Consider the following 26,459-nt stretch of genomic DNA (forward strand, 5'->3'; position numbering starts at 1 on the left):
ATGTCGTGTGGGGCTAGATCGGCATCTTAATGTCGGAGCTGCGAATTCCCCAGGGGGAGGCTCCGGCACTAGAAAATTGTAGGTCTATTGCGCGAAAACCGCCACGATTTGGGCGGTTCCGTACGCTCGGGCGGGGCGTCGCTAGCGGAACGGTTGTTGCCGCTATCCGTTGCGGGCCTTGCGTCTTAGCATAAACAGTCGTGGCGGCGGTCGGCGTCGCGACCCCCTCTGCGGAGTTGCGAAAAAGTGGCGGCGGCTTCCGGTGGTAGCGGTTTTGGGGGTGAGAGCGGGGTGTAGGCGGTTGTGCGCGGCGAGTTGGTAGATAGTCGAAGAAATGGGACGCGGGTTGGTGCGGTTGCGGCGGGGGCGGGGCGTGCAACCGTTTGATTGGCGTGGTTGAGGGGCGTACTTGGTTTTGGTTCGCTCCGGCGGCTCGTTGAGCCGCGGCTACTGGCGTTGTTTCACTGTTTGAGATTGATACGGCATGTCTTACGCCAGTCTTCGTGAATGCGTCGATGATCTTGAGCGGCGCCGGCAGTTGGTGCGGATCGAGTCGCCGGTCGACGCCCACTTGGAGGCGGCGGCGATTCATCGTCGCGTGCATGCGGCAGGCGGGCCGGCGATCTACTTCGCCAACGTGACCGGTTGCCGGTTCCCGATGGTGAGCAACCTGTACGGGACGATGGAGCGGACTCGACTGATGTTCCGCGACGCGCTGCATGGGGTGGAGCGGCTTGTGCAGCTGCGGGCGAATCCGCAGGCGGCGGCGAAAGAGTTTTGGAAGTATTGGCAGGTGCCGCTCGATGTGCGGTTTATGCTGCCGAAGTCGGTGACCAGCGGGCCGATTCTCGCGGGGCAAACGACACTCAGCCAATTGCCGCAAATGCAAAGCTGGCCACGCGACGGCGGGCCGTTCGTGACCCTGCCGATTGTGTACAGCGAAGACGTTCGCGAGCCGGGGCTGCGACGGTCGAACGTCGGCATGTACCGCGTGCAATTGGCGGGGAACCGATATCAACGCGACGCGGAAATAGGTCTCCATTATCAGATTCACCGCAGCATTGGCGTGCACCACGAAGCAGCACGGCGGGCGGGCGAGCCGTTTCGTGTGAACGTGTTCGTCGGCGGGCCGCCGTCGCTAGCCGTCGCGGCGGTGATGCCGCTGCCGGAAGGGATGAGCGAGCTTGGCTTCGCGGGGGCGCTCGGGCGACGGCGGGTGCGGATGATTCGCCGGCCTGGGACGCTGCCGATTTTGGCCGACGCCGACTTTTGCATCGTGGGGACGATCGACCCTGATCGCCTGCTGCCGGAGGGGCCGTTCGGCGATCACCTCGGTTACTACAGCCTCACGCACGACTTCCCCGTGCTGAAGGTCGAGGCGGTGTACCATCGCCGCGATGCGATTTGGCCGTTCACCGTCGTCGGCCGGCCGCCGCAGGAAGACACGATGTTCGGGGAGTTGATTCACGAACTCACGGGGCCGATGATTCCCGTCGTGCTCCCCGGCGTGAAGGGCGTGCATGCGGTCGACGCGGCGGGGGTTCACCCGCTGCTGCTCGCGATCGGCAGCGAGCGGTACATGCCGTTCCTGGGAACAACGCAGCCGCAGGAATTGCTCACGCAGGCGTGCGCGATTCTTGGGCAGGGGCAACTCTCGCTGGCGAAGTATCTCATGATTGTCGCGCAGCAAGACGATCCGAATCTGCAAGTCGATAACATCCCGGCGTTCCTGGCGCACGTGCTGCAGCGGGCCGATTGGCGCCGCGATTTGCATTTCCACACGCAGACGACGATCGACACGCTCGACTACTCAGGCGCCGGATTCAACGCCGGCTCGAAGCTGGTGATCGCCGCGGCGGGGCCGAAGCGATTTGAACTGGCGACCGAGCTACCGCCGATGATGGCCGTACCGAACGGGTTCCGCCATCCGCGGCTGGTGATGCCGGGCGTGCTGGCGGTTGAGGGGCCACGCTGCCCGGCGCCGTCGTTCGACTACGACGAATCGGTTCGCGCGCGGACCGAGGCCCGCGACGCCACGGCCGGCGCGATGCGGCAGTTCGTGCGAGACCTCGACGTCGCCCACCCGATGAACCAGTTCCGGTTGATCGTCGTCGTCGACGACACGCAGTTTGTGAGCGAGTCGCTGAACAACTTCTTGTGGGCCGTGTTCACGCGCTCGAATCCAGCGGATGACGTGTATGGCATCGACGAGTTCACGAGCGAAAAGCACTGGAGCTGCCGCGGGGCGCTGATCATCGACGCGCGGGTCAAGGCGCACCATGCGCCGGTGCTGGAGGAAGATCCGGAGATCGCCCGAAGAGTCGACGCCCTCGGCGCACCCGGCGGGCCGCTACACGGGATTATTTAATCGCCCATCAATTTTTCATTTTCCCTCTCTGCGTCTCCGCGCCTCTGCGAGAGGCCTTCTTAAGAAATCTCTCGCAGAGGCGCGGAGACGCAGAGTAATGTGGGACAGTCGCGAAGAGGCACAAGATTCGCAAGATGTCGTGAAGGGAGAGCTTTTCGCGTCTCTTGCGACTTTTCGCGGCTACCTCTCCTGAGTTACTTTTCCCCTTTGGACCGGCTATCTTGAGCCCATGGCAACACTGACTTTTCACGGCGCCGCGCGCACTGTTACCGGGTCGAAGTATCTGCTCGAGGCCGATGGGGCCCAGGTGCTTGTCGACTGTGGGTTGTTTCAGGGGCTCAAGGAACTGCGAGAGCTCAATTGGAAGCCGACGCCGTTTGATGTGCGGGCGGTTGATGCGGTCGTGCTGACGCATGCCCATCTCGATCACGTCGGCTATCTGCCGCGGATCGTCAAGCAAGGTTTCAATCGCCGCATTTACGCGACCGATGCCACGCGCGATCTGGCGGAGATCATTCTGCTCGATTCGGCGAAGTGCCAGGAGCAAGACGCGGCGTACGCGAACCGGAAGGGCTTTTCGAAGCATCAGCCGGCGCTGCCGTTGTACGACGATCGCGATGTCGAGCGGACGCTCAAACTGTTTCAGCCGGTGCCGCGCGGGGAATGGTTTACGCCGACGGGGCCGATCGCGATGCGGTTTCACGATGCGGGGCATTTGCTCGGTTCGAACATGATCGAGGTGGAGATTCGGAACCGGCCCGATCCGCTGCGGATTCTATTTTCTGGCGACGTGGGGCGCTACGACGGGCCGCTCTATCACGATCCGGCCCCGCCGCCGGAATGCGACTACCTCGTTTGCGAAAGCACCTACGGCGATCGCGAGCATCCCGAGACGTCGATTCTCGACGCGCTCGAAGAGGTCGTGCGGCGGAGCGTCAAACGGGGCGGCGTCATGTTGATCGCGGCGTTCGCCGTCGGGCGGGCTCAGCAGCTGCTTTACTTGTTCCAGTTATTGAAGTCGGCCGATCGCATGCCCGACATTCCGATTTTCATCGACAGCCCGATGGCGTGCGATGCGACGGCCGTCTATCGCGAGCATAGCGAAGACCACGACCTGAGCGACGGCGTCCTCGATCCCGAGCACCCGGCCCTTGCCGGCCGCAAAGTGATCCTCGCGCGGACGGCGGCGGAGTCGAAAAAGATCAACCAAACGGCCGGGCCGGCGGTGATCATCGCCTCAAGCGGGATGATGACCGGCGGACGGATTGTGCATCACCTCAAGCAGCGAATGCCCGACCCGCGGAACACGATCATCATCGGCGGCTACCAGGCGGTCGGCACGCGCGGGCGGCTGATCGAAGATCACGCCCCGTTCGTGCGGATGTTCGGCCAAGATATTCCCCTGCGGGCGGCGGTGGAGAAAATTCCAGGCCTGAGCGGGCATGCCGACCGGAGCGACTTGCTGCGGTGGCTAGACCAATTGCCGCACGCGCCGAAGCAGACGTTCCTCACCCATGGCGAACCGCACGCGGCCGATGCGCTGGCGGAAGAACTGCGGACCACCCGCGGATGGAACGTAGCGACGCCGGGGCTGGGTGAGCGGGTTCAGCTGGATTAAGAAACTCAAGCGAAGAAATCTCTCGCAGAGGCGCGGAGGCGCAGAGAGGAGGGCAATCGTTCCTCTGCGTCTCCGCGCCTCTGCGAGAACTTCTTAAATTCGAATAATCATGACGAGCAATCACGAACCCAACTCCGACCCCGTCGAGCAGAATCGCCAAGCGATTCTCGCGTCGCCCAGCTATCGGCTCGCCGAGTTGGACCTCGATTTCATCGGCCGGCCCGAGCAGCGGCCGGTGCGGATGCAGTTGGAACTCGACAAGGCCGAGACGGTGCTGCGGGAGAATGGCATTCGTTCGACCGTGGTGGTGTTCGGCGGGACGCAAATTGTGCCGCTTGAGGAAGCTGAAGCACGGCTCGCCGCGGCGGAGGCCTACTCGCTGGAGAATCCCGATCTGCCGCAGGCGAAGCGAGATGTGGCGCGAGCGAAGAGCCGGTTGGCGAAGAGCCACTACTACGATGAGGCCCGGCAATTTTCGCGGCTTGTGTCGGAGTTTTGCCAGCAGGGGGTTAAGTGCGATCTCGTCGTGATGACCGGCGGCGGCCCTGGCATCATGGAGGCGGCCAACCGCGGCGCCTTCGACATCGGCGCCAAGTCGATTGGCCTCAACATCGTCCTGCCGCACGAGCAAGAGCCAAACTCGTACATCACGCCGGAACTCTGCCTCCAGTTCCACTACTTCGCGATGCGGAAGTTCCACTTCATCCTACGGGCGGCGGCGCTGGTGATCTTCCCCGGCGGCTTCGGCACGCTCGACGAGCTGTTCGAAGTCCTCACGCTGCGGCAGACGGGCCGGATGCAAGAAATCCCGATCATTATGTACGGGTCCGATTATTGGAACCGCGTGATTAATTTCCAGGCCTTGGCGGACGAGGGCGTCGTCGCAGACGACCATTTGAAGCTGATTCACTTCGTCGACTCGCCGGAAGAGGCTTGGCGATTGGTGGTGGAGTTTCACCGATTGGGGCCGTGAGATACGGCGTGCTGAGTGCGAATGATGATCGGCGGTCAGAAGTAGAAGTAGATGCCGACTTTCATTTCGCCTAGCAATGATTTCAGCTTCTCTGAAATCTCTCGTACGAAAGGTAACGCCTGAAACTCGCGGCGGAAGTCTTCCCAGTCTGCGGGAGTCGAGTATCCCCAGCAGCCAACCATCGCGCGGTAGCGAATCTCGCGATCCAACTCGTCCGCTGCATCGGCAAAATAGTGTTCGCCGATGTTGAAGAATGGCCGATCGGGGATGAAGTCTCCGAGGATCTCCGCCGGTATGCCACGGCGAATGGCTTCTTCTAGAGCAGTCCCGAAGGGAGCTAAATCTGCATCAACGCTCAAGTGGGTGTTGGGTTGCAGTAAGGCAGGAAGTTGGTCGGCAGCGACCTTTTCGCCCACGCAGCTTAGCTCCCAGTTTGGATCGTCGAGACTCCTGGCAATACAATTGCTGCGATAGACGTAGTCTGCTGTCGTCACGCCCAGGAGAGAAATAAACGCCTGGCAGACTTGAACTGGATCGAGTCGAGGGTTGTCTGTGTACCAAGTAACGTATGCTTGCTGAGACATTGCTCCTCTCGCTCTGATCAGTCGCCTGCTTCAAGTGAAGCGGTTCAAAGGCCGCCAGTTTATCTTGAATCGAGGGGACTTCAACGGCGATAACGGCGATTGGCGAGGCAGCGGTCGCCACCTCGTTGAGCCTTGGCTACGAAAAAGGCTCGGCGGGTTGAACCGCCGAGCCTGCTGACGATCGTTTGCTGCACGCCGCGAGTGCTTAGAGCGAGCTCGAGTCGGTGATATCGCCTTCGCCGCGCGTGATGAGGGTGCGCATCACTTGCGGGGCGATCGACTCGTTAAGGTAGTGGGCGCTGCCGTCGGCGTACACTGCGTCGGCGCCGCCGGGGTGGAACGAGAAGATTTCATCGTTCGGCCCGCAGTTATTTGTCGACCACGGGCATTCTTCCGGGCCGTTGACCGGCGTGGCATAGTTGTTGATCACCGGCTTCAAGTTCGCGGCCGTCGAGGTCGGCGGGCCGGAGACGCCATTGCCGGTGTCGGGTTCGGCCCAGCGGTTGATGGCGCGGTTGCCGCTGGGAGTTTTGTCGGCGGCGTTCGCGATTTCGGGGTACTTCGACTTGGTAAAGGGCTCCATCTCTTCCCAATTACGGCCGGCATCTTCGGCGAGGGCGATGGTGTTGCTCGTGCCGTCGCTGATGAGAGCCATCTTCGCGGGGACGAGCGCGAGGGCTCCGTCAGCACGCGAGGCGATGTTGTCGCGGATGCCGGTAGTCGGGTGGATGTCGGTGTAAACCGTCGGCATGAAGTCGGTGCCGCCGTAGCCGGCCGGGTCGGGCTGGCGGATGGCGTTCGAGGGGCAGAGAAATGCTTCGATGTGCGATTTGGCGGCGACCTGATTCTGCGGGGCGGCGAGGTCGTTGTAGCCGTACTTCAGGTTGAACTGAGCGGCGACGGTGGTTTGTTCGAGATAGGGCAAGATTTGCGTGAAGGTGGAATGGCGATCGAAGCCTGTCTTGGGGGCTGCCGGGTCGGTCCAGTCGGTCCCTTCACCGCCGGAGGGGAGCAGTTTCTTGGCCGATTCGAAGTTGAGAATTCCGAGGCCGATTTGACGAGAATTGTTGAGGCACTGCGACCGGCGGGCGGCCTCGCGGGCGGCTTGCACCGCCGGTAGCAGCAGGGCGACGAGCACGCCGATGATGGCGATGACGACCAGCAATTCGACGAGAGTGAAGGCGCGGCGAGGAGTGGTGGAGACGCAGCGGCGGAGCGAGGCGGTCGAGGGGCTCGACGACATAGATCAACTGCCTTTTGGGAGGGCCGATCGAGGCGTGGCTGCGGTGAAATGGCTGGCCACGAGAGAACCGCGATCGAAGTGCTGGCAGATTTTGGGGCGCCTGCGTGAAGAGCGAGTAAAGGGGGCGTGAATTCGGTGCGCGGGGGAGAGGGGGCGGTGCGCAAATGGCGATAAGTGCGTTTCTGGAGGGTGAGGGGACGCAATCGAGCGCGTCGATTGTCGGCTACCGTCCCTGCCAATAGTTGGGTTCGCGGCTCGTATGAGCAACGGCGACAACGGTGAGATAGGTCGCGTCGTTGCGATAGATGATCTGATACGGGAAATGGCGCATCAGAAAGAAGCGATGGCGGGCGTCGCACTTGGCGAATCGCTCGGGAGTCGCCGCGATTGATCGAAGTCGTCATCAAACCGTTGAGCAACTCGCAGGCTGCGCTGGGCGTACCATGTGAGCGCCTCGGCGTATTCCTGCTCAGCCGGCGAGGAGACGACGATCTCAACCATCGAGTCCCGCCTGGCGGCGAACTCGAGCGCGGACTTCGTCCCAAGGAGCGACTGCGATCTCGCCGGCGTCGCTGCGTCGATTGGCTTCGACCATCCAGGCTTCCGACGGCAACGGCCAAGCCTCAGGAGGGGTAGCGTCCCAGAGGGCGTGGATAAGTTGTAGGCGCTCCGTTGACGGGAGGAGTTGGGCGGCGGCGAGGATGTCTTGGAGCGTGGACATCGTGGTTAGATGAATGGTGGTTGGCAGGCGACTCAGCTGAAATTGTACAAGTTGCGAACGAATGGTGCAAAAAACGCTAGTTAGCAGAGGAAAACGACAAAAACAGGGCTCCGACGGCGTGCGTCGGAGCCCTGGTGATGGAGCGGTTGTTGCTGGTTCGCTCCGGCGGGTCGTTGACCCGCGGCTGCTGCGGAGCGGTTACCCAAAAAGAAACCGCTATTTCTTCGCGGCTTCGCGGAGGGTGACCAGGTACGGCACCGGTTCGCGGCCGAGGGCGTTCAGCACCGTGCCGCCGGCGGTGAAGGTGTGGGTCACCCAGTCGGGCTTGCCGTAGCGTTCGAGCGAGGTGCCGCCTTCGCCGCCGCCGATGTAGACCTCGACGCCGGCGTCCTTCATCCGCTTCAGCTGCGGGATGAAATTCTTCGTGCCGGCTTCGAACCGGGCGTCTTCGAACATGCCGAAGACGCCGTTGTGGAAGGCGACGGCGCCCTTCGGGGCCGAGGCGACGAACTCGCCGATCTTTTCTTCGAACAGCTTGCTGCTCTTGGGGCCGATGTCGAACTGCTGCATGCCTGGCTTGAGGGCGTCGACGGTCGAGCCGTCTTCGATCACCGAATCGCACGGGACGATGAACTCGATGCCCTTCGCACGGCCGTCGGTGACCATCTTCTTGGCCTGCTCGACGCGATCGCGGGGGATGTAGTACGGCTTGTCGGAGTGCGAGGCTTCTTCGGCGGCGCCGATGCAGACTTCCTTGCCATCGATCTCGCCGATCGCCTTCCGCAGGGCCATCGCCAGCGAGCCTGCGGCGAAGACCTTGCGGATGGTGCCGCGGCCGATCATCGCTTCAAGGTCGTCGAGCTTGTCGATCTTCAAACCGCTGAAGACGACCAGTTGGGTCTTGAGGCACTTGCGCATCGGGCCGTCGAACTCGCCGGCGACGTACTTGCCGAGGGCGACCTGATCCATCGCGGCGGGGACGATCGTCGAGCTGGCGTCGAGGCTGCCGGCCGAGAGAGCTTCGTTGATGTAAACCTTGGCGACCTTCGCGGCGAGTTCGTTGGAGAACTTGGCGAGCGGCTCAGCCAGCTTCGCGGCGTCGGCGGGCTTTGCCTTCCAGAGGACGCGCTCGATGTCGTAGCGGCGGGTGTTTTCGAGCATCAGCACGCTGCCCGGCTTGGCGGCGTCGATCTTCGCCTTCACGGCGTCGGGGATGCTGTTCGTCGTGGCGTCGAACCAATCGGTGATGAGTTCGACGGGTTGGCCGAGGATTTCGCTCAGGCGGGCGGCGACCTTGTTGAGCGATTTCTCGGGCTCGCGGCCGATGTGGCCGAAGATGATTTGCTTCCAGCCGCGCTCGATGCCGTACTTTAGCGTGTCGACCATCGAACGGAGGCGGATGTCGCCCTCGCCGATCGTAGCGCCGGGTTTCGCGTCGACGTCGCCGCGGATGAGGACCGGCGTGCCGCTGGGGATGCTGGCGAGCGAATCCAACCGCGGGATCGCGTTGAGGTAGTCGACCAGCTCAAGCGAGGGATTCGCTTCGCGGCCTGCGAGCAGGGTGGTGATGAGCTGTTGAGTCTTTTCGGTAGTGGTGGGCATGTTCAGCTTGTTGACTGTGCGAAGGGAATTGAACCATTAAGGCATGAAGACACCAAGAAAAGACACGAAGGAAATCCTCCGTGCCTTTGCGTCTTCGTGGTTCAATTCAACCGCCGCGGGTTATTGTTGGGGCTTGGAAGCGAGCTTCCAGGCCTTCAGGGATTCCGGCGTGGAGACCAACAGTATTGCAGCCTCGGGCGTGTTTGTCAGGGAGAGGCCGGTGAGGGGCTCGGCGTAGCGGAACTGGTCGATTAATTGGCCCGCGGGGTCGAGCCAGATGATCGTGCCGTCGGGGGCGGCGACCATCCAGGCGGGGCGGTTGCCGGGGAGGGTGACGCTCTGGATTCGCTCGACTTGGTGGGTATATTCGCCGGTCGGCAGCTTGTACTGCCAGCGAACTTCGCCGTCCGCGTCGAAGCCAACGACGTTGTAAACGCCGGGCGCCTCGACGCTAAGGGCGCAGCAACGGGCGTCGTCGCCCTCGGCTTGCGGGCTGATGGCGAGATGCATGATCTCGCGAAGGCCGACGACGATTTCCGGCAGCGGTTTGCCGTCGGGGCCGAGGACGAACACCAATCCGCGGTCGCTCGTGCCCCAGAGGTTGCGACCCTGGGGGGCGGCGTCCTGATCTTCCTCTTCGATGACAGGCGGGTTGCTGAGATCAACGGGAGCAACGGCGAGCTGCACCACTTGGTTGAACGAGCGAATCGCCCAGTTCCGTTTGCCCGTGAGATCGACGCCTTGCACGCCGACGCCGCCCCAGTAGCCGACGTACAGCATGGGCTCGGCGTCGGGAGTGAGCGCGGCGAGCTGGACGTCGGCGATGCCCGGATTCTTATCGTTGGGGAAGGCGAGCGTCTGCTTCCACTCGTGATCGAAGAGGTACAGCTTCTGCCAGCCAACGCCGCTGGCGGCGATCAGGCGCTTGCCGGCTTTGTCGACGGTCGTGCGGAGGAAACCGTTGCCCGTGGCCTCGTTGCCGGCGATGTCGTGCCGAGCGACGAGCTTGCCCGCGGCGTCGAATTCGATGATCGCTTGGCCGCCGTCGACGGTCAGAATGCGCGGCTCGGCGGAATCGTTCTCTTGAAGGATGAGGAAGTTGCCTGGCTTGGCGACGTCGGCCTCGCCGGCTTGCCACAGTTCGCTGGCCGCAAACTTCGCGGGAAGCTGCTGCGTGCCGAACTCGGGCTGGGCGATTTCGACGCTCACGACGTCGCCGGCGTTGGCCGCGGCTTTGATGTCGGCTTCGTATTTGTCGGTGAGCTGCTGGTGCTCGGCATGCGCTTCCGCGGCGAGGTCGGCGCCGGCGACAACCTTCGAGATCACGTTGGCGAGTTGCTGCGGATCGCGATGCTGCCCGATGTGAAAGTATTGCAGCTTGCCGGCGCCATCGAGGAGCATGAGCGTCGGAGTTCCGGCAACCTTCAGAGCTTCGGCGGTGACTTCCGGGTCGCGGAGGATCGGCATCGAGCCCCCCCAATTCTTGAGCGTCCGCGCGGCTGTGTCGTTGGTGACGCGCTCGGGGGCGTCGATGCTCACGGCGTAGAAGGCGAACTTGTCGTTGTCTTTCAGCTGTTGGTAAACCTTTTCCAGTTCCGGCGTATGCGCCTTGCAGGGGGCGCAATCGGCTTGCCAGAAGTCGAGCAGCACCGTCTTGCCTTTGAGGGAGTCGCGTGAGACCTTCTCGCCGTCGAGCGTTTCGAAGCTGAAGTCGGCTAGGTCTTCGCCGAGGCGTTCGGGCGGCGCTTGCGGCGGGGAGGGAATCAGCCGCTTCACTAGGAAGTCGGTTTCAGCTGGCTCTTTCAAAAACGTGCTGCGTTCGATATCCGGATCGAAGGTCGGATCTTTGAAATCAATCCAGACCGAAAGATTCGAATACTGATTGTCCGGATCGAAGTCGCGACGAGCGTCGCCGAGCGGCAACTCCATGCGGCGGAGGGCGTAGGTCTTCGCGTCGATCCAGAACGTCCGCTTGCCGTTCGCGCTCGTGCTGACGATGCGATGGCACAGATTACCATCGAGCGGTTTGTCGTCGAGGTAGCGCGGGGCTTCGTCGTTCGGGAAGACGAGCGTTTCGTCGTCGACGTTGAGCAGCATCGCCAGCTGCGGGAAGACGTCGCTGATCGAGCGATTGTTGAAGACCTCGCGGATCATCGGATCGGGGAGGAAGTTTTCAGTGTTCAGTTTGGAGGGAGTCTTGGTTTCGAGAATCTGCCGGGGGAGCTCGGCGGCCGAGGCGCGGGTCACGCTGCGGCTGGAGGCGATATCGAAACCGCGGGCAGGGCCTTCGCCGGGAATCGCCTCGTCGAATCGCAGCCGCATAAAGTTCGGCCGGCGGAAGGCGAGCGACATTTCGAAGAACGGCAGTTCCCGCTCGACCCCCTCGCCCCGATAGGCGTACGACTGCACGTAAGTTGCGTGGTCGGTGTAGCTGCTCGCCTTCCGGTAGGCGGCGAGCATCTTTTCGGCGATCTCGACGCCCCGGGCCTCGGCGGCGGCCGATTCCTCGCTCACGGCGGGGTCCGAGGAGTTGTTGCAGCCAGTGGTTGCCGTGGCGGCAAGAGCCAATAACAGCAGGAACCCGCGAAGGGGCAGGGAGGAGAAGCCGGGAGCATCCATGACTCGGTCTCGATGATTTGGACCCGAGGCCCTTGGGCGACGGGGGAGATTGGCAGATACTTAGGAGTTACCCTGCTCCCCTGGGGGGCCGGTGAGGAAATCGCAGCGGTGACGTGGTTTAAGCCAGCCAGGGTTTTTACCAGCACTGACGCGCCTACCGCCTTGCGCTCGATCGCCACTGGCGATCGTGCTCAGTTGGTCCCTCCCTTCGAGGGAGGGGGACGATCACTCGCAACCTACCAAAACGCTGATTCGGCAGAAACCCCGCGGGGGGAACCGCAGTCGGCACGCATTTCAATCCGGGCAATTGATGGTGACCTTTCGGTTTGGGCTGGCGGCGCAATGTGAGTTGCCGCTGGAAGATTACACGCTGTTGTCGGCGACGAGCGACGAGCATCCGCTGGTCGCCGATCCGGCGGCGGCGGTCTGCAACGCGCTGGCGGCGCCGCGCGGTTTTCCGCCGCTGGCCGCCGCCACGGCGCCGGGCGATGTGACGGCGATCGCCTTTGCCGCGGGCATTCCGCGAGCGACCACGATCCTCCGCGGCGTTGTCGAAGCGATGCTCGAAGCGGGGGTCTCGCCGGAGATGATTACGATCGTGCTCGCGGAACGGCTGGAGGATCAAGCGGCGTTCGAACAAGAGCTGGCCGCGATGAAGGCCGAGGCGGTAACGATCCAACTCCACGATCCCGACGACGAGCAGGGGATCGCGATGGTCGGCGTGAACTCAGCGAAGGAGCCGCTGCGGCTGAACCGGACACTCGCGGAGGCCGATTTCGTGTTGCCGGTGTCGGCGCAGCGGTTGCCTGGGGGAACCCATCGCGATGAGAGCAAGTTCGCTGGGCTGTTTCCGCAGTTCTCCAATCGTGAGACGGCGGCCCGCGTGCGGACTGAAGCGGGGAGCGAATCGCCTAAAGTGCAGAAACGCAACCGCACTGAAGTCGACGAAGCGGGCTGGCTGCTCGGCGTGCAGATGACGGTGAGCGTCGTGCCCGGCGCCAACGGCGGAGTTGCCGCGGTGATTGCCGGCGATCCCGATGAAGTTGTGCGGACGGGAAGTGAATTGACGCACGAGATTTGGGAAAAGACCGCCGGCGAACCTGGCGACCTCGTCATCGCCGCGATCACCGGCGACGAACGCGAGCAAACGTGGGACAACCTGGCTCGAGCCGTGAGCGCCGCGAGCGCCGTGGTGACGCCCGGCGGAGCGATTGCCGTTTGCTGCGAGTTGAACGAGCGGCCGCGGGGACCGCTCAATCGACTCAAGGATGCGTTCGACTTCGGCGAGGTGCAGCGCGAGCTCGCGCGGGACGAATCGACCGAGGCTCATCCGGCGATGGTGCTCGCGAAGGCGCTCGAAGAGGGGCCGGTGTATCTGCGGAGCAACTTGCCGAGCGAGGTGGTCGAGTCGCTGGGGATGACGCCGATCGAGAGCGACGGCGAACTGGCGCGGCTGGCTGCGGGGCGGAATCATTGCATTTTGATTGAAGAGGCGCAGCGGCTGGTGCCGCTGCCGATCGTGCGGGACGAGTGGTGAGGCTCTAGCCCCGGGCTCCGCCCGGGGGTGGCGTACCATCACGCGCGACGATGCCTACCGGAATGGTGGGCGACCCCCGGCCGGAGCCCGGGGCTAGAAAGCGGAATCGAGAATGAACGAAACGCTACAGCATGAATACGCAGCCGCGACGGCTGGCGCGGGGTTGGTTCGGCTGCGCGATTGGTCGACCGTGCGGGCGAGCGGCGGCGATCGGGCGTCGTTTCTCCACAACATGTGCACGAACGACGTGAAGCGGCTGACGCCCGGTGAAGGGTGCGAGGCGTTCTTCACCGATGTGAAGGGGAAGATCCACTCCCACGGATTTCTGTTGGCGGGCGACGATGCGATTCAGATCATCGGCGTGTCGGGGACGGCGGAGCGGCTCATGCCGCAGCTTGATCGGTACATCATTCGCGAAGACGTGAAGCTCGCCGACGAGTCGCCGGAGCTCTCGTGGCTGTTGGCGTTCGGCGAACGGGCAGGGGAGATTGTTGCCGCCACTTTTGGCGAGGGCGTCGTCGCGGGGTTCGACGCGGAGTGGTCGCACCGAACGGTCGACTTGGCGGGCGTTGCTGTGACCGTCGTGCGTTGCGACATGCCGTGGACTGGCGGATTCTTGCTGGGGTGTTCACCCGCAGCGATCGACGCGGTGGAAGGGCGGTGGAGCAAGGCAGACGGGACGCTTGGCGGCGAAGAACTGTGGCAAGCCGTACGCATCGAATCGGCCTGGCCGTTGTGGGGCGTCGATTTCGATGCGACTAATTTGCCGCAGGAAGTTTCCCGCAACGCTCAGGCGATCAGCTTCCGCAAAGGGTGCTACCTGGGGCAGGAGACGGTCGCGCGGCTCGATGCGTTCGGGCATGTGAACAAGCAACTCGTCACGGTTGCCTTTGCGGAAGGCGACGTGCCGCCGGTGGGGACGGAGTTGTTGCACAATGACCAAGCGGCGGGGCGCGTGACGAGCAGCTGTTGGTTGCCCCGGGTCGCAAAGCCGCAAGCGATTTGCATGGTCAAACGTGCTGCGGCTGCTGCGCGGACGGAACTTCGTTGGAGCGATGGCGCGGGGAGCGTTGTGAACTTCTGAATGCGGGGATTTTTAACCACGAAACACACGAAAGTGCACGAAAGGGGAGGGAGATTTGGGGGGCGAGGACTTCTCTTAATTAGCTAACAGCTAAGAAGGCAGAAGTCGGTTACTACACCGCAGTCCCCATCGCTTCTTTTCGTTCCTTTCGTCCTTTTCGTGGTTCCCCTTCTTCTACCCCTGCAGAGCCAAGTCGGCTGTGCAATCGTTTCTATCCGCGGCAGCGTCAGGACGCGCGCGTTCGTTGTGGGTAGAAAATCCGGACTAGGTTGGGTTTTTCGCTCAAGCAGTTTGGCGAAACAGGTGAAGGGTTGTCGCTAGCACCGACGATATCACTGGTAACTCACGTGAGTCTTTGTCGCGTGACACGGCCTGCAACGCGTTTGAATCGCATTCGGCGCCATTCCTCCGAGACGGGGCGCGAGCGAGACGCAACTGACAGAGCCGACGCGCGACTGTATCTCCCCCACCAGTATTCAGGAGCCTCCCGATGAAACGTTACCTGTTGTCGACGCTGGGCGTCGCTATGGCGTTGGCTTTCGCTTCCAACGCTCATGCCTGGGGCATGGGCGGCTGCGGTTGCGCTGCCGAGCCAAGCTGCTGCTACGCCGAGCCGACCTGCGGCTGCGAGCCGTCGTGTTGCGACCCATGTTGTGCGCCGAAGAAGTGCTGCATCTTCTCCCGCCTGAAGGCCAAACTGGCCGCCAAGCACTGCTGTGCTCCGGTCTGCGGTTGCGAAGCCAGCTGCGGCTGTGCTGCTGAGCCGAGCTGCGGTTGCGCCGCCGAACCGTCGTGCGGTTGCGCTGCTCCCTCGTGCGGCTGCGAAGCCAGCTGCGGTTGCGAAGCCTCGTGCGGCTGTGCCGACGACTGCTGCTCGCCCTGCAAGAAGCACTGCATCTTCGCTCGCATTAAGGCTCGTTGGGCCGCCAAGCACGCTTGCTGCGCCCCGGTCTGCGGTTGCGAAGCCAGCTGCGGCTGCGAAGCCTCGTGCGGTTGCGAAGCTGCCCCCAGCTGCGGCTGCAACTGAGCTAACTAACGCCATCATTGGGCGTTCGAGCTTAGTGCTGTGACAAGGTGAAAATCGAAAACGGCCCCCTGCGATGTAGGCAGGGGGCCGTTTTTTTGTTGGGGGGCGTCAGTTGTCCGTGGTCAGTGATCAGTTGCTCGGGGCGGGCTTCGGCGGTTGGGTTGGTTTCTTCTCTTCGGCCTTCCTGAAGCCGGCTTCGATGAGTTGTTGGTAGCCTAGTTTAAGAACCTTTACTTCGTAGCCTCGCTCTTCAAGGTATTCGGCGGCACGGGTGGCGCGGATGCCGACGGCGCAGTGGATGTAGTAGTTCCCCTTCTTGGGGAGCGCCTTGGCGAGCTCCTTTTCTTCGAGCTCGTCGGTGAGCGACGTCACCGGTAGAAAAATCGCGCCGGCGACGTGGCCCTTGTCCCACTCCTTCTTCGTGCGGACGTCGACCAGCTTCGCTTTCTTCTCGTCGATCGCCTGTTTGACTTCTTTGAGGGAGTCTTCGGTGAACTCGATGGCGCGGGCCGCGGGCACGACGAGCGCGAGTAGCAGAGCAGTGAGCGTCAGGCGGGGGAGCATGTCGGTTGTTCCGGTGGATATGCTGGCACAGGTTGGCGGCAGCTTATTCTAACCGGCGCCTTGGCGGGGCCAATTGGGCGGCGAATGCCGCGATTGCTGGACGCGGGGGGCGGCGTCGGGGAGAATCGACTGCGGAACGGGCTCGATACTTCACTCCGAAGAACTTGTCACGAGCGAGGCATATCATGCGAACGATCTGGCGATCGGCAGGAATCTGTGCGCTGCTGGCGGCCTGGTGGCTCGCGACTTGCAGCGAACGCGGCGCTTGGGCTCAGCAGGCAGCGCCGCTGCCGGGGGGGAATTTTCCCGGGGCGAACCAAGGCGGCAATCAGGGGCAGGCCGTCAACGGCTTCGTTGGCGGGGGCAACATCTTTGGTTCTGGTAACGGCGCCAATGGCGGAGCCGCCTCGGCCGACTTCGATTCGTTGATCGATCTCATTACCTCGACCGTCGACGTTGAGAGTTGGCAGGAAAATGGAACGGGGCAGGGCGAGGTTCAGCCGTTTCCGAATGGCGTGTACGCCGACGCTGACGGCGCTTTGCTAGTCCGTGCCGGAGGCGAGCGCGCGGCACTCGCTGCGGTTCGAGCGCATGGAACTCCGCGCTCCCAGCCCGCAGTGAAGACGCTCGGAATTGAGGCGGTCGTCGAGGCGAAAGCGGTCGCAGAGCGTCACTTCACGGAGACGACTGATGCTGCGCGGCAATCGAGCCCGCTCCGATATGTTTCGCTTTCGAAACTTGAGGCAGCGATCGCCCAACGGCAGGAGCGGCACGAACCGCTCGAACCCGCGATGCTCTCGCTGGCCGGCCTGCAGCGCGTGAGTTTTGTACTCGCGTACCCGGAGACCGGCGACTTGGTCCTCGCGGGGCCTGCGGGCGATTGGGCTGGCGCTCCAACGGGAGGGCTCGTCTCGGTCGAGACGGGGCGGCCGATTGTGCGGCTTGACGATTTGCTCACCCTCTGGCGGCGGCAGCGGACGGAGAAGTCGGCGGCGTTTGGTTGTTCCATCGTGCCGCGGCAGGAGGCGCTGGCTAATACGCAAGCGTTCCTCGATGCTTCGGCCGCGAAGCCGCTGGAACCAAGCGGGCGGCGGAAGTGGCTCGAAGAGCTGCGGAGCACGCTCGGCATTCAAGACGTTGAGTACTACAACATCGACGAAGGTTCGCGGATCGCGACGCTGCTGCTGGCGTCCGACTACCACATGAAGCTCATCGGCATGGGCCTCGCCGACGGCGTGCCAGGCGTGAAGAGCTATCTCGCCACAGTGCGGAACGGCGCCGATGGTTCGCCGCCGCCGATGGCCGTGTTGCGGTGGTGGTTTTCGATGCCGGCGTCGACCGTCGAGGCGAGCGACGCGCATGATGCATTTGCTCTACCGGAGCGCTCCATTTGCGTGCTGAGCGAAAATGAGATGCTCGCCGCCCGTGGCCAGCGGGTGCACACGGGGCAGTCGGACGATCTCAACCGCAAGTTTGCTGAATCGTTCACGCAGGAATTTGCGGCGTTGTCGACGAAGTACCCCGTGTACGGCGAACTGGAGCGGGTGTTTGAGCTAGCACTCGCGCTAGCAGTGATTCAGCGCGAGGGGCTGACGGAGAAAGTTGGCTGGACGCCGACGCTATTGCTCGATGAGCAACGGCTGCGGTTGCCGAGTTCGCCCGCGCCGACGGCGGTCGAGACGGTGATCAATCACCGCGTCATTGGCGGCCGGCAAATCATCGCCGGGGTGAGCGGCGGCGTATGGGTCGACGGCGGCAAGACGTTGCAGGTGTCCGCAGCGACAGCCGACCGAGCCGCCGCGCTGGCAACAGTAAAAAAGCCGATCCAAAAAGCCGCCGCCGGTGGCGGCGATCAGCCCGAGCAGATCGCATGGTGGTGGGATTGAGCAGACGCACGCTCTAGCCCCGGGCGGAGCCCGGGGCTAGGACGCTTCGCGTTTTGGCGCTTCGGCCGCTTCGTCAGACTCGCTAGCCACTTCCTCCGCGGTCGGCTTCTCGCCGGCGGAGACAATCACCTTCTCCAACAACCGCCGGCGATAGCGCCGCAACGCGAAGAAGGCAATCACCGCGGCAATCGCGATCACGGTGAACGCTAGCTCGGCGTCGGTGATGAAGTCGACGATCTCTTCGCCGAAGAAAAACGCGAGCCCGAAGAACAGTCCGACGACCAGCGTCGCGCAAACGAGGTCCCACAGCAAGAATTTAAAAAACGGCATCCGGACGGCGCCGGCGGCGAGATACACCGGTCCGCGAACGCCGACCATGAAGCGAGCCATCAGCAGCACCTTGAAGCCATGTCGTTCGACGGCGCGTTCGAAGGTGGCTTCACGATCGGCGCCGACGAGTTTCGACAGCTTCGGATAGCGGTGCAGCAAGCTGCCGAAGCGGTAACCGATGCCGTACATCACGGCGTCGCCAACCAGGGCGCCGAGCAGGGTGGCGGCAAACGCAAACTCAGGCCGCAACTCGCCTTGAGCGCTCAAGACGCCGGCGCCGACGATGAAGACTTCTTCCGGAACAGGCATCCCGGCTCCGGTGAGCACCATCAATAGGAAGATGCCCAGGTAACTGCCGGGATGGAGGAGCGTCGCAAGCACAGTGCCTCGCGGAGTTTCGACGGCATGGCGGCTGAAGACGGTGAGGTAGTATACCCGCACGGCGCAGCGACGGCGCGGGGTAATACTCTCGTCGGTCGCTGTGGGGGCGATTCTGAAGCGGAGTTTGCTTGCGGCGATGCCGATTGGGAATTTGACAGGATTACAGGATTTCGCGGATCGACAGGATTGTCAGTGGTTCGCTGTCAGTCGTCAGTGGTCCGTTATCAGTTGCGAAAGACAAGAGATAGCTATGTGGCTGATAGCTATCGCCGGTCTTTAATCCTGTAGATCCGCGAAATCCTGTCATCCTGTCTATGTCCTTGTACGGCGCAGCTACGCCGTCCCGGCCGGGAGCCAGCGGCCGTGGTGGAGGTTGAACTTGTGCACGTCGAACTCCAAGCTCGCGGGATTGTCGTCGCGCGGGCAAACGAGCACGGCGCCAACCTCGGGGTGCGAGGCGCAATACTCCGAGGCGCCGGCAGGGCCAAGGATGTAGAACGCGGTCGCCAGGGCGTCGGCCTCGGCGGCAGTAGCGGCGACCGCGGTGGCCGTGTAGACGCCGCTCGCCGGCCAGCCGGTGCGCGGGTCGATGAGGTGACCGAAGCGGCGGCCCTCAAGTTCAAAAAACTGCGTGCCGGCGCCTGAGGTGCCGAGTGCTTCGTTCCGCAGCACGATCTCGCCGAGCGACTGTTCCCGCTCGTGCGGATGGGGAACGGCGACGGTCCACCCCGCCGTATCGCCGCTGCGGTCGCGGCCGCGGGCGAGGACGCTGCTCCGGCCGCCATGAGTGAGGTAGTCGTCGAGGCCCCGCTCCGACATCAGCTCGGCGATGCGATCGAGCGCGTACCCTTTGCCGATCGAGTTGAAGTTGATCTCGACGCCCGGCCGACGGAACAGAATCGAGCGGTTGATATTGTCGAACTGCAAGTTGGCGAAGCCGACAGCGAGCATCGCGGCGTCGATTTCATTTTGCTCCGGCAGGCGGCCTTCGCGTTTGTGGAACCCCCAGATCTTCGACAACGGCCCGGTGGTGATGTCGAACGCTCCGTGCGTGCTGGCGTGGATCCATTCACACAATTCCAGCAGCGCGAAGAGCCGCGGTTCGACCTCGACCGCGCGATCGGCGGCCATGCGATTGATCTCGGCGACTTCCGTATGGTTGCGGTAGATCGAAAGTTGGTCTTCGAGCCGCTCGACGAGGTCGAGCCCTTCGAGAGCCGCGGCTGCGGCGTCGGCGCCATCGGCGGCGTGGTATTCGATCGCGAACTCGCACGCCATCGCTTGGCGGCTGGTTTGGATGCGAGCGTTGTCGGTGGACGAACGGTGGCGGACCTGCGTCGGATTGCCGGGCGCCGCGGCGCCGCTTGCTTGCGACAGTTGCTTCTGATCGAGCGAGTCGAGGGTTTTGTCGGCCAAGCCGCGCGCGGCGTTGAGGAGCGAGCGGCCGAGGCTGTTGCCGCGGAGGAAGTCGCGTCGGGAGGTCGGTTTCTCGTTGGGCATCGATCTATTATAACGTGGGCCGCGTACTTTTAGCCCCTGGCTCCGCCAGGGGGTCGGTGTGAAGCAAGGGTAACGTTCCACGACGTGGTGCGCGACCCCCGGGCGGAGCCCGGGGCTAGGAAAACATCAGGCTGAAAGCCTGAACTACGGGAGCGTGTATGTCGGCTGAGTTGATTATTAGCGTTTCAGGGCTGCGGGGGATTGTCGACGAGACTCTGACCGATGACGTGGCTCGGCGCTATGCGGCTGCGTTCGCTGCGGAGTTGCCGGCTGGGGCGGTGGTGATCGGCCGCGACGGGCGGGCGTCGGGGGCGCGGTTCGCGCGGGTGATTGGCGAAACGCTCGCCTCGCTCGGTGATGGCCGCGAAGTGATCGACGCCGGCGCGGCCGCGACGCCAACGGTTGGCGTGCTCGTGCGCGACCTGCGTGCGGCCGGCGGCGTGCAGATCTCCGCGAGCCACAACCCGCCCGAGTACAACGGCATCAAACTCTTCAGCAGCGCCGGCCGCGTCATCCCCGCCGCCGCCGGCCAGCGCGTCCTAGACCGCTATCGCGCAGTAGCCGCTGGTCAACGACCAGCCGGAGCGACTACCGCCACCGTCTCCCCCCTCCCCAACACCACTTCCGCCCACCTCCAACTCATCGAACAAATCTGCGACGTCGCACGCATTCGCAGCAAACGCTTCCGCGTGCTGCTCGACGCCAACCACGGCTCGGGAAGCGTCCTCGGCAAGGTGCTGCTCGAACATCTCGGCTGCGAAACGATCATCCTCGGCCCGACGCCCGACGGGGCCTTCGCTCACACGCCGGAACCGACCGAGGCGAACCTCGCCGGCGTGCTGAAAGACGTCGTCGAACGGCGAGCAGCAATCGGCTTCTGCCAAGACCCCGACGCCGACCGACTGGCGATTATCGACGAACGTGGCCGCTACATCGGCGAAGAAAAAACGCCGGCACTCTGCGTCGACCATGTGCTGCGGAGCGGCTTGCGTGGGCCGATCGTGACGAACTGCTCGACGAGCCGCATGAGCGAAGACCTGGCGGCAAAGTATGGCGTGCCGTTTTTCCGCTCCAAAGTGGGCGAAGCGAACGTCGTCGACAAGATGCTGGAAGTCGGCGCCCTGCTCGGCGCCGAGGGGAACGGCGGCATCATCGATCCCCGCGTCGGGCTGGTCCGCGACAGCTTCGTCGGCATGGCGCTCGTGCTCGACGCGATGGCGGCCCGCGATCTGCCGGTGAGTACGCTCGCTGATGAACTGCCGGCCTACGCGATTCACAAGTCGACGATCGCCGTGCCGAACGCTGCGATTCCGGCTGCCCTCGAAAAACTGGCGACGGTTTTCCCCAACGCGACGGCCGACCGCCTCGATGGATTGCGACTTGATTGGCCGAACGGGGCCTGGCTGCTCGTGCGGCCGAGCAATACCGAGCCGATCGTCCGCGCGATTGCCGAGGCGCCGACGATTGAGGAAGCACGCGAGCTGTGTGAGCGCGCGGCGCGAGCGATTACGCCGTAATTGCTGTGCGGAGTTCGGCGGTGATGTGCGTGCCGTTGATTGGGCCGGCGAGGACGTCGACGAACTCGCCGATGGGGGCGCGGTCGGCGGGGATGGCGACGGGAGCGTAGCGACAGGAAGTGCCGATGTGCTGTAAGACCGAGGGGATGAACCCCTCGGCTCGCTGCTGATGGTGATTCTCTTCAGTGAGCGGGGATTCCACTAAAACTCGGAGGGGCATACCCTCCAGCGATGCGAAATACTTGTCGCGGAGTTCGGCCTCGACGCGGGCGAGTTCGACGCCGCGGTCGTGTTTGGTTTGCTTGGAGATCTGCTCGCCCATCTCGGCCGCTGGCGTGCCGCGGCGGGGGCTGAACGGGAACATGTGGATCTTCGAGAAGCCGACCTGGTGGCAGACGTCGACTGTTTCGGCGAACTCGGCGTCGGTTTCGCCGGGGAAGCCGACGATGATGTCGGTGGTGATCGCTGGACGATCGAGCCGTTCCTTGAGCAGGCCGCAGCGGTCGACGAACCGCTTGGCGCCCCAGCGGCGGCGCATGCGGCGGAGGACGCCGTCGCTGCCCGATTGCATCGAGATGTGCAGGTGGGGCGTGACCTTGTCGGGATACTCGGCCATCACGTCGATCAGCTCGCGCGTGACTTCAGTCGCTTCGATGCTCGACATGCGAACGCGGAAGTCGCCGGGGACTTCTGCCAGCGAGCGCACCAAGTGCGAGAGTCGCGTCCACTCTTCCTTCGGCAGCGTGCGATTCCAGTCGACGCCATAGTGGCCGAGGTGGATGCCGGTGAGCACCACCTCGCGATGGCCGGCATCGACGAGCCGGCGGACTTCGTCGGCGATGTGTGCGGCGGGGCGGCTGGCAAGGTTCGGCCGCACATAGGGAATGATGCAAAAGCTGCAGCGAAGCATGCAGCCATCTTGCACCTTCACATAGGCGCGATGTCGGCGAGCGAACCCGCTGATGCCGGTGGGAACGTCGATCACGCCGAAGCGGCCGAGCAGATCGGGCAACTCGCGCTTGTCGGTGACGACCTCCGACACGTTGGGAAGCGACGCGACCTCTTCGGGAGCGCGGGTCGCATAGCACCCCATGACGACAATCTTCGAGTCTGGATTGTCGCGCGCCAGCCGACGGATCACCTGGCGGCTCTTCGAATCGCCTTCGTTGGTGACCGTGCACGTATTGACGATACACAGGTCGGCCGACTGCTCGTCGAGCGCATCTTCGTAGCCGATGCCGAGCAGCCCCTCGCGGACGAACTCGGTTTCGTATTGGTTGACTTTGCAGCCTAGGGTGACGGTCTTCAGCTTCATCGTTATTCCACTGGCTCGATGGTGCTCCACATCGAACCCTTGCTGCCTTCCATATTGTCTTTGCCGTAGGCGTGAATCTGATCCCGCTTCAGTTCGGCATGTTCCATCGTGGTGGTTAGCACCACCGCCTTGCCGTCGGCGTCGACCGACTTGGCGATCTCCTCGCACTGCTGTTTCTCGTGGCCGAACAGCTCGCGGAGCATCTTCTCGACGTAGTCGAACGTGTGGCCGTCGCTGTCCCAGAGGAGGACGTTGTAGCGGGGCTGGCGGCGGTGTTCGCGGTCGGGGGTGGTTTGCTTCTTGGGCGCCACGACCACGACGGTTTCGTCGTCAGGATCGGAGAACATCGACATGGTCGCGTCGTTTCGTTGGAGCGATTCGGGCTCGGCGCCGCCGCTGATAGGCGTCGCCGGGCCGCGGATGGGCGTAGTGCCGGGGGAGTGGGGCCATTATATTGGTTGCGTTCCCGGCGGCCAAACGGCCCGGACAATCGCTGCCACCCCTCGCCTGAATTGCCGTGCTAGACCAGACGCTTGAGCATATTGACGCCCACCGCCCGAAGTTCGAGGGCGACCTGATGGCCCTGCTGCGGATTCCGAGCGTTAGCGCCGATCCGGCCTTCAAGGGGGACGTCCGCCGGGCGGCCGATTGGCTACGCGACCACTTGGTGAAGCTGGGGCTCACGGTCCACCTCATCGAAACGAACGGCCACCCGATCGTTTACGCCGAATCGCCCCCCGTGCCCGGGGCCCCGGTCGCCCTGGTTTACGGCCACTACGACGTCCAGCCGCCCGATCCGCTCGACGAATGGCAGACGCCGCCGTTCGAGCCCGACGTCCGCGATGGCAAGGTCTTCGCCCGCGGGGCGACCGACGACAAGGGGCAAATGCTCACCCACGTAAAGAGCATCGAGGCGTGGCTTGCCACTGCCGGCAAACTGCCGCTGCAGGTGAAGCTGCTCATCGAAGGCGAAGAGGAAGTCGGCAGCGAGCATCTGGGGGAGTTCCTTAAAGAGAACGTCGAACGGCTCGCTTGCGATTGCGTCGTCGTTAGCGATACGAGCCAGTTCGCCCCTGGCGTCCCGGCGATCACCTACGGCCTGCGCGGCATTGCCTACTTCGAGTTGAAGCTGATTGGCCCGAAGCAAGACCTCCACTCGGGCGTCTTCGGCGGCGGCGTCGCCAACCCGGCCAACGCGCTTGCGAAGATGCTGGGCGCCCTGGTCGACGCCGACGGGCGGGTGACGATCCCCGGATTCTACGACGACGTGGCCGATCTTACCGAACGGGAACGCCAGGAGTTCGCCGCGCTGCCGTTCGACGAAGCGGCGTTCAAGTCGCAGCTCGGCGTCGAGCACCTCGCCGGCGAGAAGGGTTTCAGCACGATCGAACGCCGTTGGGCCCGCCCGACGCTCGACATCAATGGCCTCACCAGCGGCTACCAAGGCGCCGGCGCCAAGACGGTGCTGCCGGCCAAGGCGACCGCCAAGCTGAGCTGCCGGCTCGTGCCGAACCAAGATCCCCACAAGGTAGCCGCGGGCTTGAAGAAGCGCCTCGAAGAATTGCTGCCGCCGGGCATCAAGATGAAGCTGGTCGAGCACCATGGCGCCCCCGGCGTGGTGTTCCCGCTCGATAGCCCCTACTTGCAGGCGGCGGCCGTCGCCGTGGAGAAGGGCTTCGGTCGCCGGCCCGTCTTCATCCGCGAAGGTGGTTCCATCCCCATCGTCAATACATTCGCGTCGCTGCTCAACGCCGAAGTGCTGCTGCTGGGCTGGGGACAGAACGACGACAATCCCCATAGCCCAAACGAAAAATTCTCGCTCGACGACTTCCACCGCGGCACGCGAGCAAGCGCGGCGTTGTGGCGGGAGTTGGCGGCGATTAAGAAATAAGCTGCGGTTTTCCGTTTCCTCGCAAATCGACACGCACAGAAAGCATCGCCCCCCATGCTTGATAAGCGCTTTATTCTCGAGAATGCCGAATCTGTTCAGCAGAACTGCGACGCCCGCGGCATGAAGGCCGACGTGGCGCGGTTCGTAAAGCTCGAAACCGAATGCCGCACGCTGCAGCAGGAAATCGAAGAGCTGTCGCGGCAGGCCAACGTCGTCAGCAAGTCGATTGGCCAGGCCAAGGACGACGCGGAGCGCGAAGCCCGTAAAGAAGAGGGCCGCCAACTGCGGGAATCGAAGGAAGCGAAGCAAGCCGACTTCGACCGGATCGACGCCGAAGCGGGGGCGATTTATCGCAGCTTGCCGAACATGACCCACGCTGAGTCGCCCCGTGGCGGCGAGGATGCGAGCCGCGAACTGCGCAAGGGCGCCACGCAAGTGACGCCGATGCGGTTCCCGGTGCAGGACCACGTCCAACTCGCCGAGCAGCACGACCTGATCGACTTCGAAGGCGCCGCCCGCATCGCCGGCCACGGCTTTTACTTCTTGCGGAACGAAGCGGCGCTGCTCGAAATGGCGCTGCAGCAATATGTGGTCGAACTGTTGGTGAAAGAAGGCTTCACGCCGACGATCACCCCCGACCTCGCTCGCGGCGAGATTTTGGCTGGCGTCGGTTACATACCGCGCGGGCCAGAGACGCAGATCTACACGGTCGAGAACTTCGACCTGAACCTGGTCGCCACGTCGGAGATCACGCTCGGCGGGTTGTACGCCGGTATCACGATCGACGCCGACGATCTGCCGATCAAGCTCTGCGGCATCAGCCACTGCTTTCGCACCGAAGCGGGCGCCGCCGGTCGCGCGTCGCGTGGGCTCTACCGCGTCCACCAGTTCACGAAGGTCGAGATGTTCGCGTTCACGCTCCCCGAGCAGAGCGAGGACATGCACAATTACTTCTGCGAATTGGAGTGCGAGATCTTCGACGGCCTCGGCATTCCCTACCGCGTCCTCGACATCGCCTCGGGCGACCTCGGCGGCCCCGCCTATCGCAAGTTCGACCTCGAAGCCTGGATGCCCGGCCGCGGCGACGGCGGCGAGTATGGCGAAGTGACCAGCACGTCGAACTGCACCGACTACCAATCGCGGCGGCTCAACATCCGCTACAAGACCAAGGGCGAAAAGGGGACGAACTTCGTCCACACGCTCAACGGCACCGCGGTGGCGATCAGCCGAGCGCTGATTGCGATCATGGAGAACTGCCAGCAGGCGGATGGCTCCATTCTGATTCCCGAAGTGCTGCGGAAGTGGGTCGGGAAGGATCGCATTGGCGGGGCTGAGGACGAAGAATAGGCCGTGGGCCGCCGATTTGACGCCCCGGCAATATGCGTTAGGCTGAAGCTGGAGGTTTCCCGCAATGAAGATTGAGATTCCAGCGTCAGTTGAACAGCAAGCGATCACGAACGCTGCCGCGGCTGGCTTTGCCGACGTGGGACAGTACGTCGTCAGTCTCATTGTGACTGATAGTTTTGAACTGCCCGACGGCGTTCCTGCGGAGACGCTTAGCGATCCGTACTACGAAGAGTTGGTGATTGCGGGCCTAAATAGCGGCACGCCGACGCCCATGGAGGCCGACTACTTCGACAAGATTCGACAGAGGCTTATCGAAGAGCGCCGCGCCAAGCCATAACATCGCGACCTCGCT

22 protein-coding genes are annotated in these 26,459 nt (G+C 63.5%); 10 read left to right on the forward strand and 12 right to left on the reverse strand.

Annotated elements, in window-relative coordinates; translation table 11 throughout:
• Positions 1-484 precede the first annotated feature (484 nt).
• The 3 genes from ACQY7R_RS27315 (at position 485) to ACQY7R_RS27325 (ending at position 4,959) form a co-directional block, all read left to right on the forward strand.
• Complete coding sequence (locus ACQY7R_RS27315; protein ID WP_428308702.1) at positions 485-2,368, forward strand: UbiD family decarboxylase; 1,884 nt, start codon at positions 485-487, stop codon at positions 2,366-2,368.
• A gap of 229 nt (positions 2,369-2,597) precedes the next feature.
• Positions 2,598-3,986 (forward strand): MBL fold metallo-hydrolase RNA specificity domain-containing protein, encoded by a 1,389-nt coding sequence (locus ACQY7R_RS27320; protein WP_428308703.1) that lies wholly within the window; start codon positions 2,598-2,600, stop codon positions 3,984-3,986.
• A 109-nt stretch (positions 3,987-4,095) separates the two neighbouring features.
• The gene (locus ACQY7R_RS27325; RefSeq protein ID WP_428308704.1) at positions 4,096-4,959 is read left to right on the forward strand and encodes a TIGR00730 family Rossman fold protein; all 864 of its coding nucleotides are present in this window, start codon (positions 4,096-4,098) and stop codon (positions 4,957-4,959) included.
• A gap of 35 nt (positions 4,960-4,994) precedes the next feature.
• Here ACQY7R_RS27325 and ACQY7R_RS27330 read toward each other — a convergent pair whose 3' ends face one another.
• The 6 genes from ACQY7R_RS27330 to ACQY7R_RS27355 all read right to left on the reverse strand — a co-directional run bounded on the left by ACQY7R_RS27330 (position 4,995) and on the right by ACQY7R_RS27355 (position 11,728).
• The gene (locus tag ACQY7R_RS27330; protein ID WP_428308705.1) at positions 4,995-5,543 is read right to left on the reverse strand and encodes a hypothetical protein; all 549 of its coding nucleotides are present in this window, start codon (positions 5,541-5,543) and stop codon (positions 4,995-4,997) included.
• A 205-nt stretch (positions 5,544-5,748) separates the two neighbouring features.
• A complete protein-coding gene (locus ACQY7R_RS27335; protein ID WP_428308706.1) occupies positions 5,749-6,786 on the reverse strand; it encodes a DUF1559 domain-containing protein in 1,038 nt (345 codons plus the stop codon).
• Between the two features lie 330 nt (positions 6,787-7,116).
• Complete coding sequence (locus tag ACQY7R_RS27340) at positions 7,117-7,287, reverse strand: hypothetical protein (RefSeq protein WP_428308707.1); 171 nt, start codon at positions 7,285-7,287, stop codon at positions 7,117-7,119.
• Positions 7,280-7,507, reverse strand: a complete 228-nt coding sequence (locus ACQY7R_RS27345) for an addiction module protein (RefSeq protein ID WP_428308708.1) — start codon at positions 7,505-7,507, stop codon at positions 7,280-7,282. Before ACQY7R_RS27345 ends, ACQY7R_RS27340 begins: the two co-directional genes overlap by 8 nt.
• Positions 7,508-7,723: 216 nt before the next feature.
• Entirely contained in the window at positions 7,724-9,109 is a 1,386-nt protein-coding gene (gene pgk, locus ACQY7R_RS27350; RefSeq protein WP_428308709.1) for a phosphoglycerate kinase, read from the reverse strand.
• 120 nt (positions 9,110-9,229) lie between these two features.
• Complete coding sequence (locus ACQY7R_RS27355; RefSeq protein WP_428308710.1) at positions 9,230-11,728, reverse strand: redoxin domain-containing protein; 2,499 nt, start codon at positions 11,726-11,728, stop codon at positions 9,230-9,232.
• 310 nt (positions 11,729-12,038) lie between these two features.
• On the opposite strand from ACQY7R_RS27355, the gene ACQY7R_RS27360 reads away from it, so the two are divergent.
• Together ACQY7R_RS27360 and ACQY7R_RS27365 are read left to right on the forward strand one after the other, a co-directional pair.
• A complete protein-coding gene (locus ACQY7R_RS27360) occupies positions 12,039-13,265 on the forward strand; it encodes a lactate racemase domain-containing protein (RefSeq protein ID WP_428308711.1) in 1,227 nt (408 codons plus the stop codon).
• Positions 13,266-13,377: 112 nt separating this feature from the next.
• A complete protein-coding gene (locus ACQY7R_RS27365; RefSeq protein WP_428308712.1) occupies positions 13,378-14,349 on the forward strand; it encodes a YgfZ/GcvT domain-containing protein in 972 nt (323 codons plus the stop codon).
• Positions 14,350-14,952: 603 nt separating this feature from the next.
• Here ACQY7R_RS27365 and ACQY7R_RS27370 read toward each other — a convergent pair.
• Together ACQY7R_RS27370 and ACQY7R_RS27375 are read right to left on the reverse strand one after the other, a co-directional pair.
• On the reverse strand, positions 14,953-15,258 hold the full coding sequence (locus ACQY7R_RS27370) for a hypothetical protein (RefSeq protein WP_428308713.1): 306 nt from the start codon (positions 15,256-15,258) through the stop codon (positions 14,953-14,955).
• A 247-nt stretch (positions 15,259-15,505) separates the two neighbouring features.
• On the reverse strand, positions 15,506-15,940 hold the full coding sequence (locus tag ACQY7R_RS27375; RefSeq protein WP_428308714.1) for a rhodanese-like domain-containing protein: 435 nt from the start codon (positions 15,938-15,940) through the stop codon (positions 15,506-15,508).
• A 185-nt stretch (positions 15,941-16,125) separates the two neighbouring features.
• On the opposite strand from ACQY7R_RS27375, the gene ACQY7R_RS27380 reads away from it, so the two are divergent.
• Positions 16,126-17,826 carry a DUF1598 domain-containing protein gene (locus ACQY7R_RS27380; protein WP_428308715.1) on the forward strand — a complete coding sequence of 567 codons (1,701 nt, stop codon included), beginning with the start codon at positions 16,126-16,128 and terminating at the stop codon, positions 17,824-17,826.
• A 36-nt stretch (positions 17,827-17,862) separates the two neighbouring features.
• On the opposite strand, the gene ACQY7R_RS27385 is transcribed toward ACQY7R_RS27380, so the two are convergent.
• Together ACQY7R_RS27385 and ACQY7R_RS27390 are read right to left on the reverse strand one after the other, a co-directional pair.
• A complete protein-coding gene (locus tag ACQY7R_RS27385) occupies positions 17,863-18,597 on the reverse strand; it encodes a DedA family protein (protein ID WP_428308716.1) in 735 nt (244 codons plus the stop codon).
• A 273-nt stretch (positions 18,598-18,870) separates the two neighbouring features.
• Positions 18,871-20,037, reverse strand: a complete 1,167-nt coding sequence (locus tag ACQY7R_RS27390) for an FAD:protein FMN transferase (protein ID WP_428308717.1) — start codon at positions 20,035-20,037, stop codon at positions 18,871-18,873.
• Between the two features lie 158 nt (positions 20,038-20,195).
• On the opposite strand from ACQY7R_RS27390, the gene ACQY7R_RS27395 reads away from it, so the two are divergent.
• A complete protein-coding gene (locus ACQY7R_RS27395; protein WP_428308718.1) occupies positions 20,196-21,554 on the forward strand; it encodes a phosphoglucosamine mutase in 1,359 nt (452 codons plus the stop codon).
• On the opposite strand, the gene mtaB is transcribed toward ACQY7R_RS27395, so the two are convergent.
• Together mtaB and ACQY7R_RS27405 are read right to left on the reverse strand one after the other, a co-directional pair.
• Positions 21,544-22,869: a tRNA (N(6)-L-threonylcarbamoyladenosine(37)-C(2))-methylthiotransferase MtaB gene (gene mtaB, locus ACQY7R_RS27400; protein WP_428308719.1), complete on the reverse strand. Its 1,326-nt coding sequence runs from the start codon at positions 22,867-22,869 to the stop codon at positions 21,544-21,546. The genes ACQY7R_RS27395 and mtaB overlap by 11 nt on opposite strands.
• Before the next feature lie 2 nt (positions 22,870-22,871).
• Positions 22,872-23,222: an ATP-dependent Clp protease adaptor ClpS gene (locus ACQY7R_RS27405; protein ID WP_232536311.1), complete on the reverse strand. Its 351-nt coding sequence runs from the start codon at positions 23,220-23,222 to the stop codon at positions 22,872-22,874.
• 164 nt (positions 23,223-23,386) lie between these two features.
• Here ACQY7R_RS27405 and ACQY7R_RS27410 point away from each other — a divergent pair, with 164 nt between their 5' ends.
• The 3 genes from ACQY7R_RS27410 to ACQY7R_RS27420 all read left to right on the forward strand — a co-directional run bounded on the left by ACQY7R_RS27410 (position 23,387) and on the right by ACQY7R_RS27420 (position 26,444).
• The gene (locus ACQY7R_RS27410; RefSeq protein ID WP_428308720.1) at positions 23,387-24,760 is read left to right on the forward strand and encodes a dipeptidase; all 1,374 of its coding nucleotides are present in this window, start codon (positions 23,387-23,389) and stop codon (positions 24,758-24,760) included.
• 54 nt (positions 24,761-24,814) lie between these two features.
• Positions 24,815-26,107, forward strand: a complete 1,293-nt coding sequence (gene serS, locus ACQY7R_RS27415; RefSeq protein ID WP_428308721.1) for a serine--tRNA ligase — start codon at positions 24,815-24,817, stop codon at positions 26,105-26,107.
• 64 nt (positions 26,108-26,171) lie between these two features.
• Positions 26,172-26,444, forward strand: a complete 273-nt coding sequence (locus ACQY7R_RS27420) for a hypothetical protein (protein WP_428308722.1) — start codon at positions 26,172-26,174, stop codon at positions 26,442-26,444.
• The last annotated feature ends 15 nt before the right edge of the window (positions 26,445-26,459 follow it).

Source organism: Lacipirellula sp. (genome assembly GCF_965279485.1).
Taxonomy (GTDB): Bacteria; Planctomycetota; Planctomycetia; order Pirellulales; family Lacipirellulaceae; genus Lacipirellula.

Bases quoted from the DNA above. Each gene is read 5' to 3' on its own strand.
- ACQY7R_RS27315 (WP_428308702.1), top strand. From the start codon at position 485: ATGTCTTACGCCAGTCTTCGTGAATGCGTCGATGATCTTGAGCGGCGC.
- ACQY7R_RS27320 (WP_428308703.1), top strand. From the start codon at position 2,598: ATGGCAACACTGACTTTTCACGGCGCCGCGCGCACTGTTACCGGGTCG.
- ACQY7R_RS27325 (WP_428308704.1), top strand. From the start codon at position 4,096: ATGACGAGCAATCACGAACCCAACTCCGACCCCGTCGAGCAGAATCGC.
- ACQY7R_RS27330 (WP_428308705.1), bottom strand. From the start codon at position 5,543: ATGTCTCAGCAAGCATACGTTACTTGGTACACAGACAACCCTCGACTC.
- ACQY7R_RS27335 (WP_428308706.1), bottom strand. From the start codon at position 6,786: ATGTCGTCGAGCCCCTCGACCGCCTCGCTCCGCCGCTGCGTCTCCACC.
- ACQY7R_RS27340 (WP_428308707.1), bottom strand. From the start codon at position 7,287: ATGGTTGAGATCGTCGTCTCCTCGCCGGCTGAGCAGGAATACGCCGAG.
- ACQY7R_RS27345 (WP_428308708.1), bottom strand. From the start codon at position 7,507: ATGTCCACGCTCCAAGACATCCTCGCCGCCGCCCAACTCCTCCCGTCA.
- pgk (WP_428308709.1), bottom strand. From the start codon at position 9,109: ATGCCCACCACTACCGAAAAGACTCAACAGCTCATCACCACCCTGCTC.
- ACQY7R_RS27355 (WP_428308710.1), bottom strand. From the start codon at position 11,728: ATGGATGCTCCCGGCTTCTCCTCCCTGCCCCTTCGCGGGTTCCTGCTG.
- ACQY7R_RS27360 (WP_428308711.1), top strand. From the start codon at position 12,039: ATGGTGACCTTTCGGTTTGGGCTGGCGGCGCAATGTGAGTTGCCGCTG.
- ACQY7R_RS27365 (WP_428308712.1), top strand. From the start codon at position 13,378: ATGAACGAAACGCTACAGCATGAATACGCAGCCGCGACGGCTGGCGCG.
- ACQY7R_RS27370 (WP_428308713.1), bottom strand. From the start codon at position 15,258: ATGCGAGCGAAGATGCAGTGCTTCTTGCAGGGCGAGCAGCAGTCGTCG.
- ACQY7R_RS27375 (WP_428308714.1), bottom strand. From the start codon at position 15,940: ATGCTCCCCCGCCTGACGCTCACTGCTCTGCTACTCGCGCTCGTCGTG.
- ACQY7R_RS27380 (WP_428308715.1), top strand. From the start codon at position 16,126: ATGCGAACGATCTGGCGATCGGCAGGAATCTGTGCGCTGCTGGCGGCC.
- ACQY7R_RS27390 (WP_428308717.1), bottom strand. From the start codon at position 20,037: ATGCCCAACGAGAAACCGACCTCCCGACGCGACTTCCTCCGCGGCAAC.
- ACQY7R_RS27395 (WP_428308718.1), top strand. From the start codon at position 20,196: ATGTCGGCTGAGTTGATTATTAGCGTTTCAGGGCTGCGGGGGATTGTC.
- mtaB (WP_428308719.1), bottom strand. From the start codon at position 22,869: ATGAAGCTGAAGACCGTCACCCTAGGCTGCAAAGTCAACCAATACGAA.
- ACQY7R_RS27405 (WP_232536311.1), bottom strand. From the start codon at position 23,222: ATGTCGATGTTCTCCGATCCTGACGACGAAACCGTCGTGGTCGTGGCG.
- serS (WP_428308721.1), top strand. From the start codon at position 24,815: ATGCTTGATAAGCGCTTTATTCTCGAGAATGCCGAATCTGTTCAGCAG.
- ACQY7R_RS27420 (WP_428308722.1), top strand. From the start codon at position 26,172: ATGAAGATTGAGATTCCAGCGTCAGTTGAACAGCAAGCGATCACGAAC.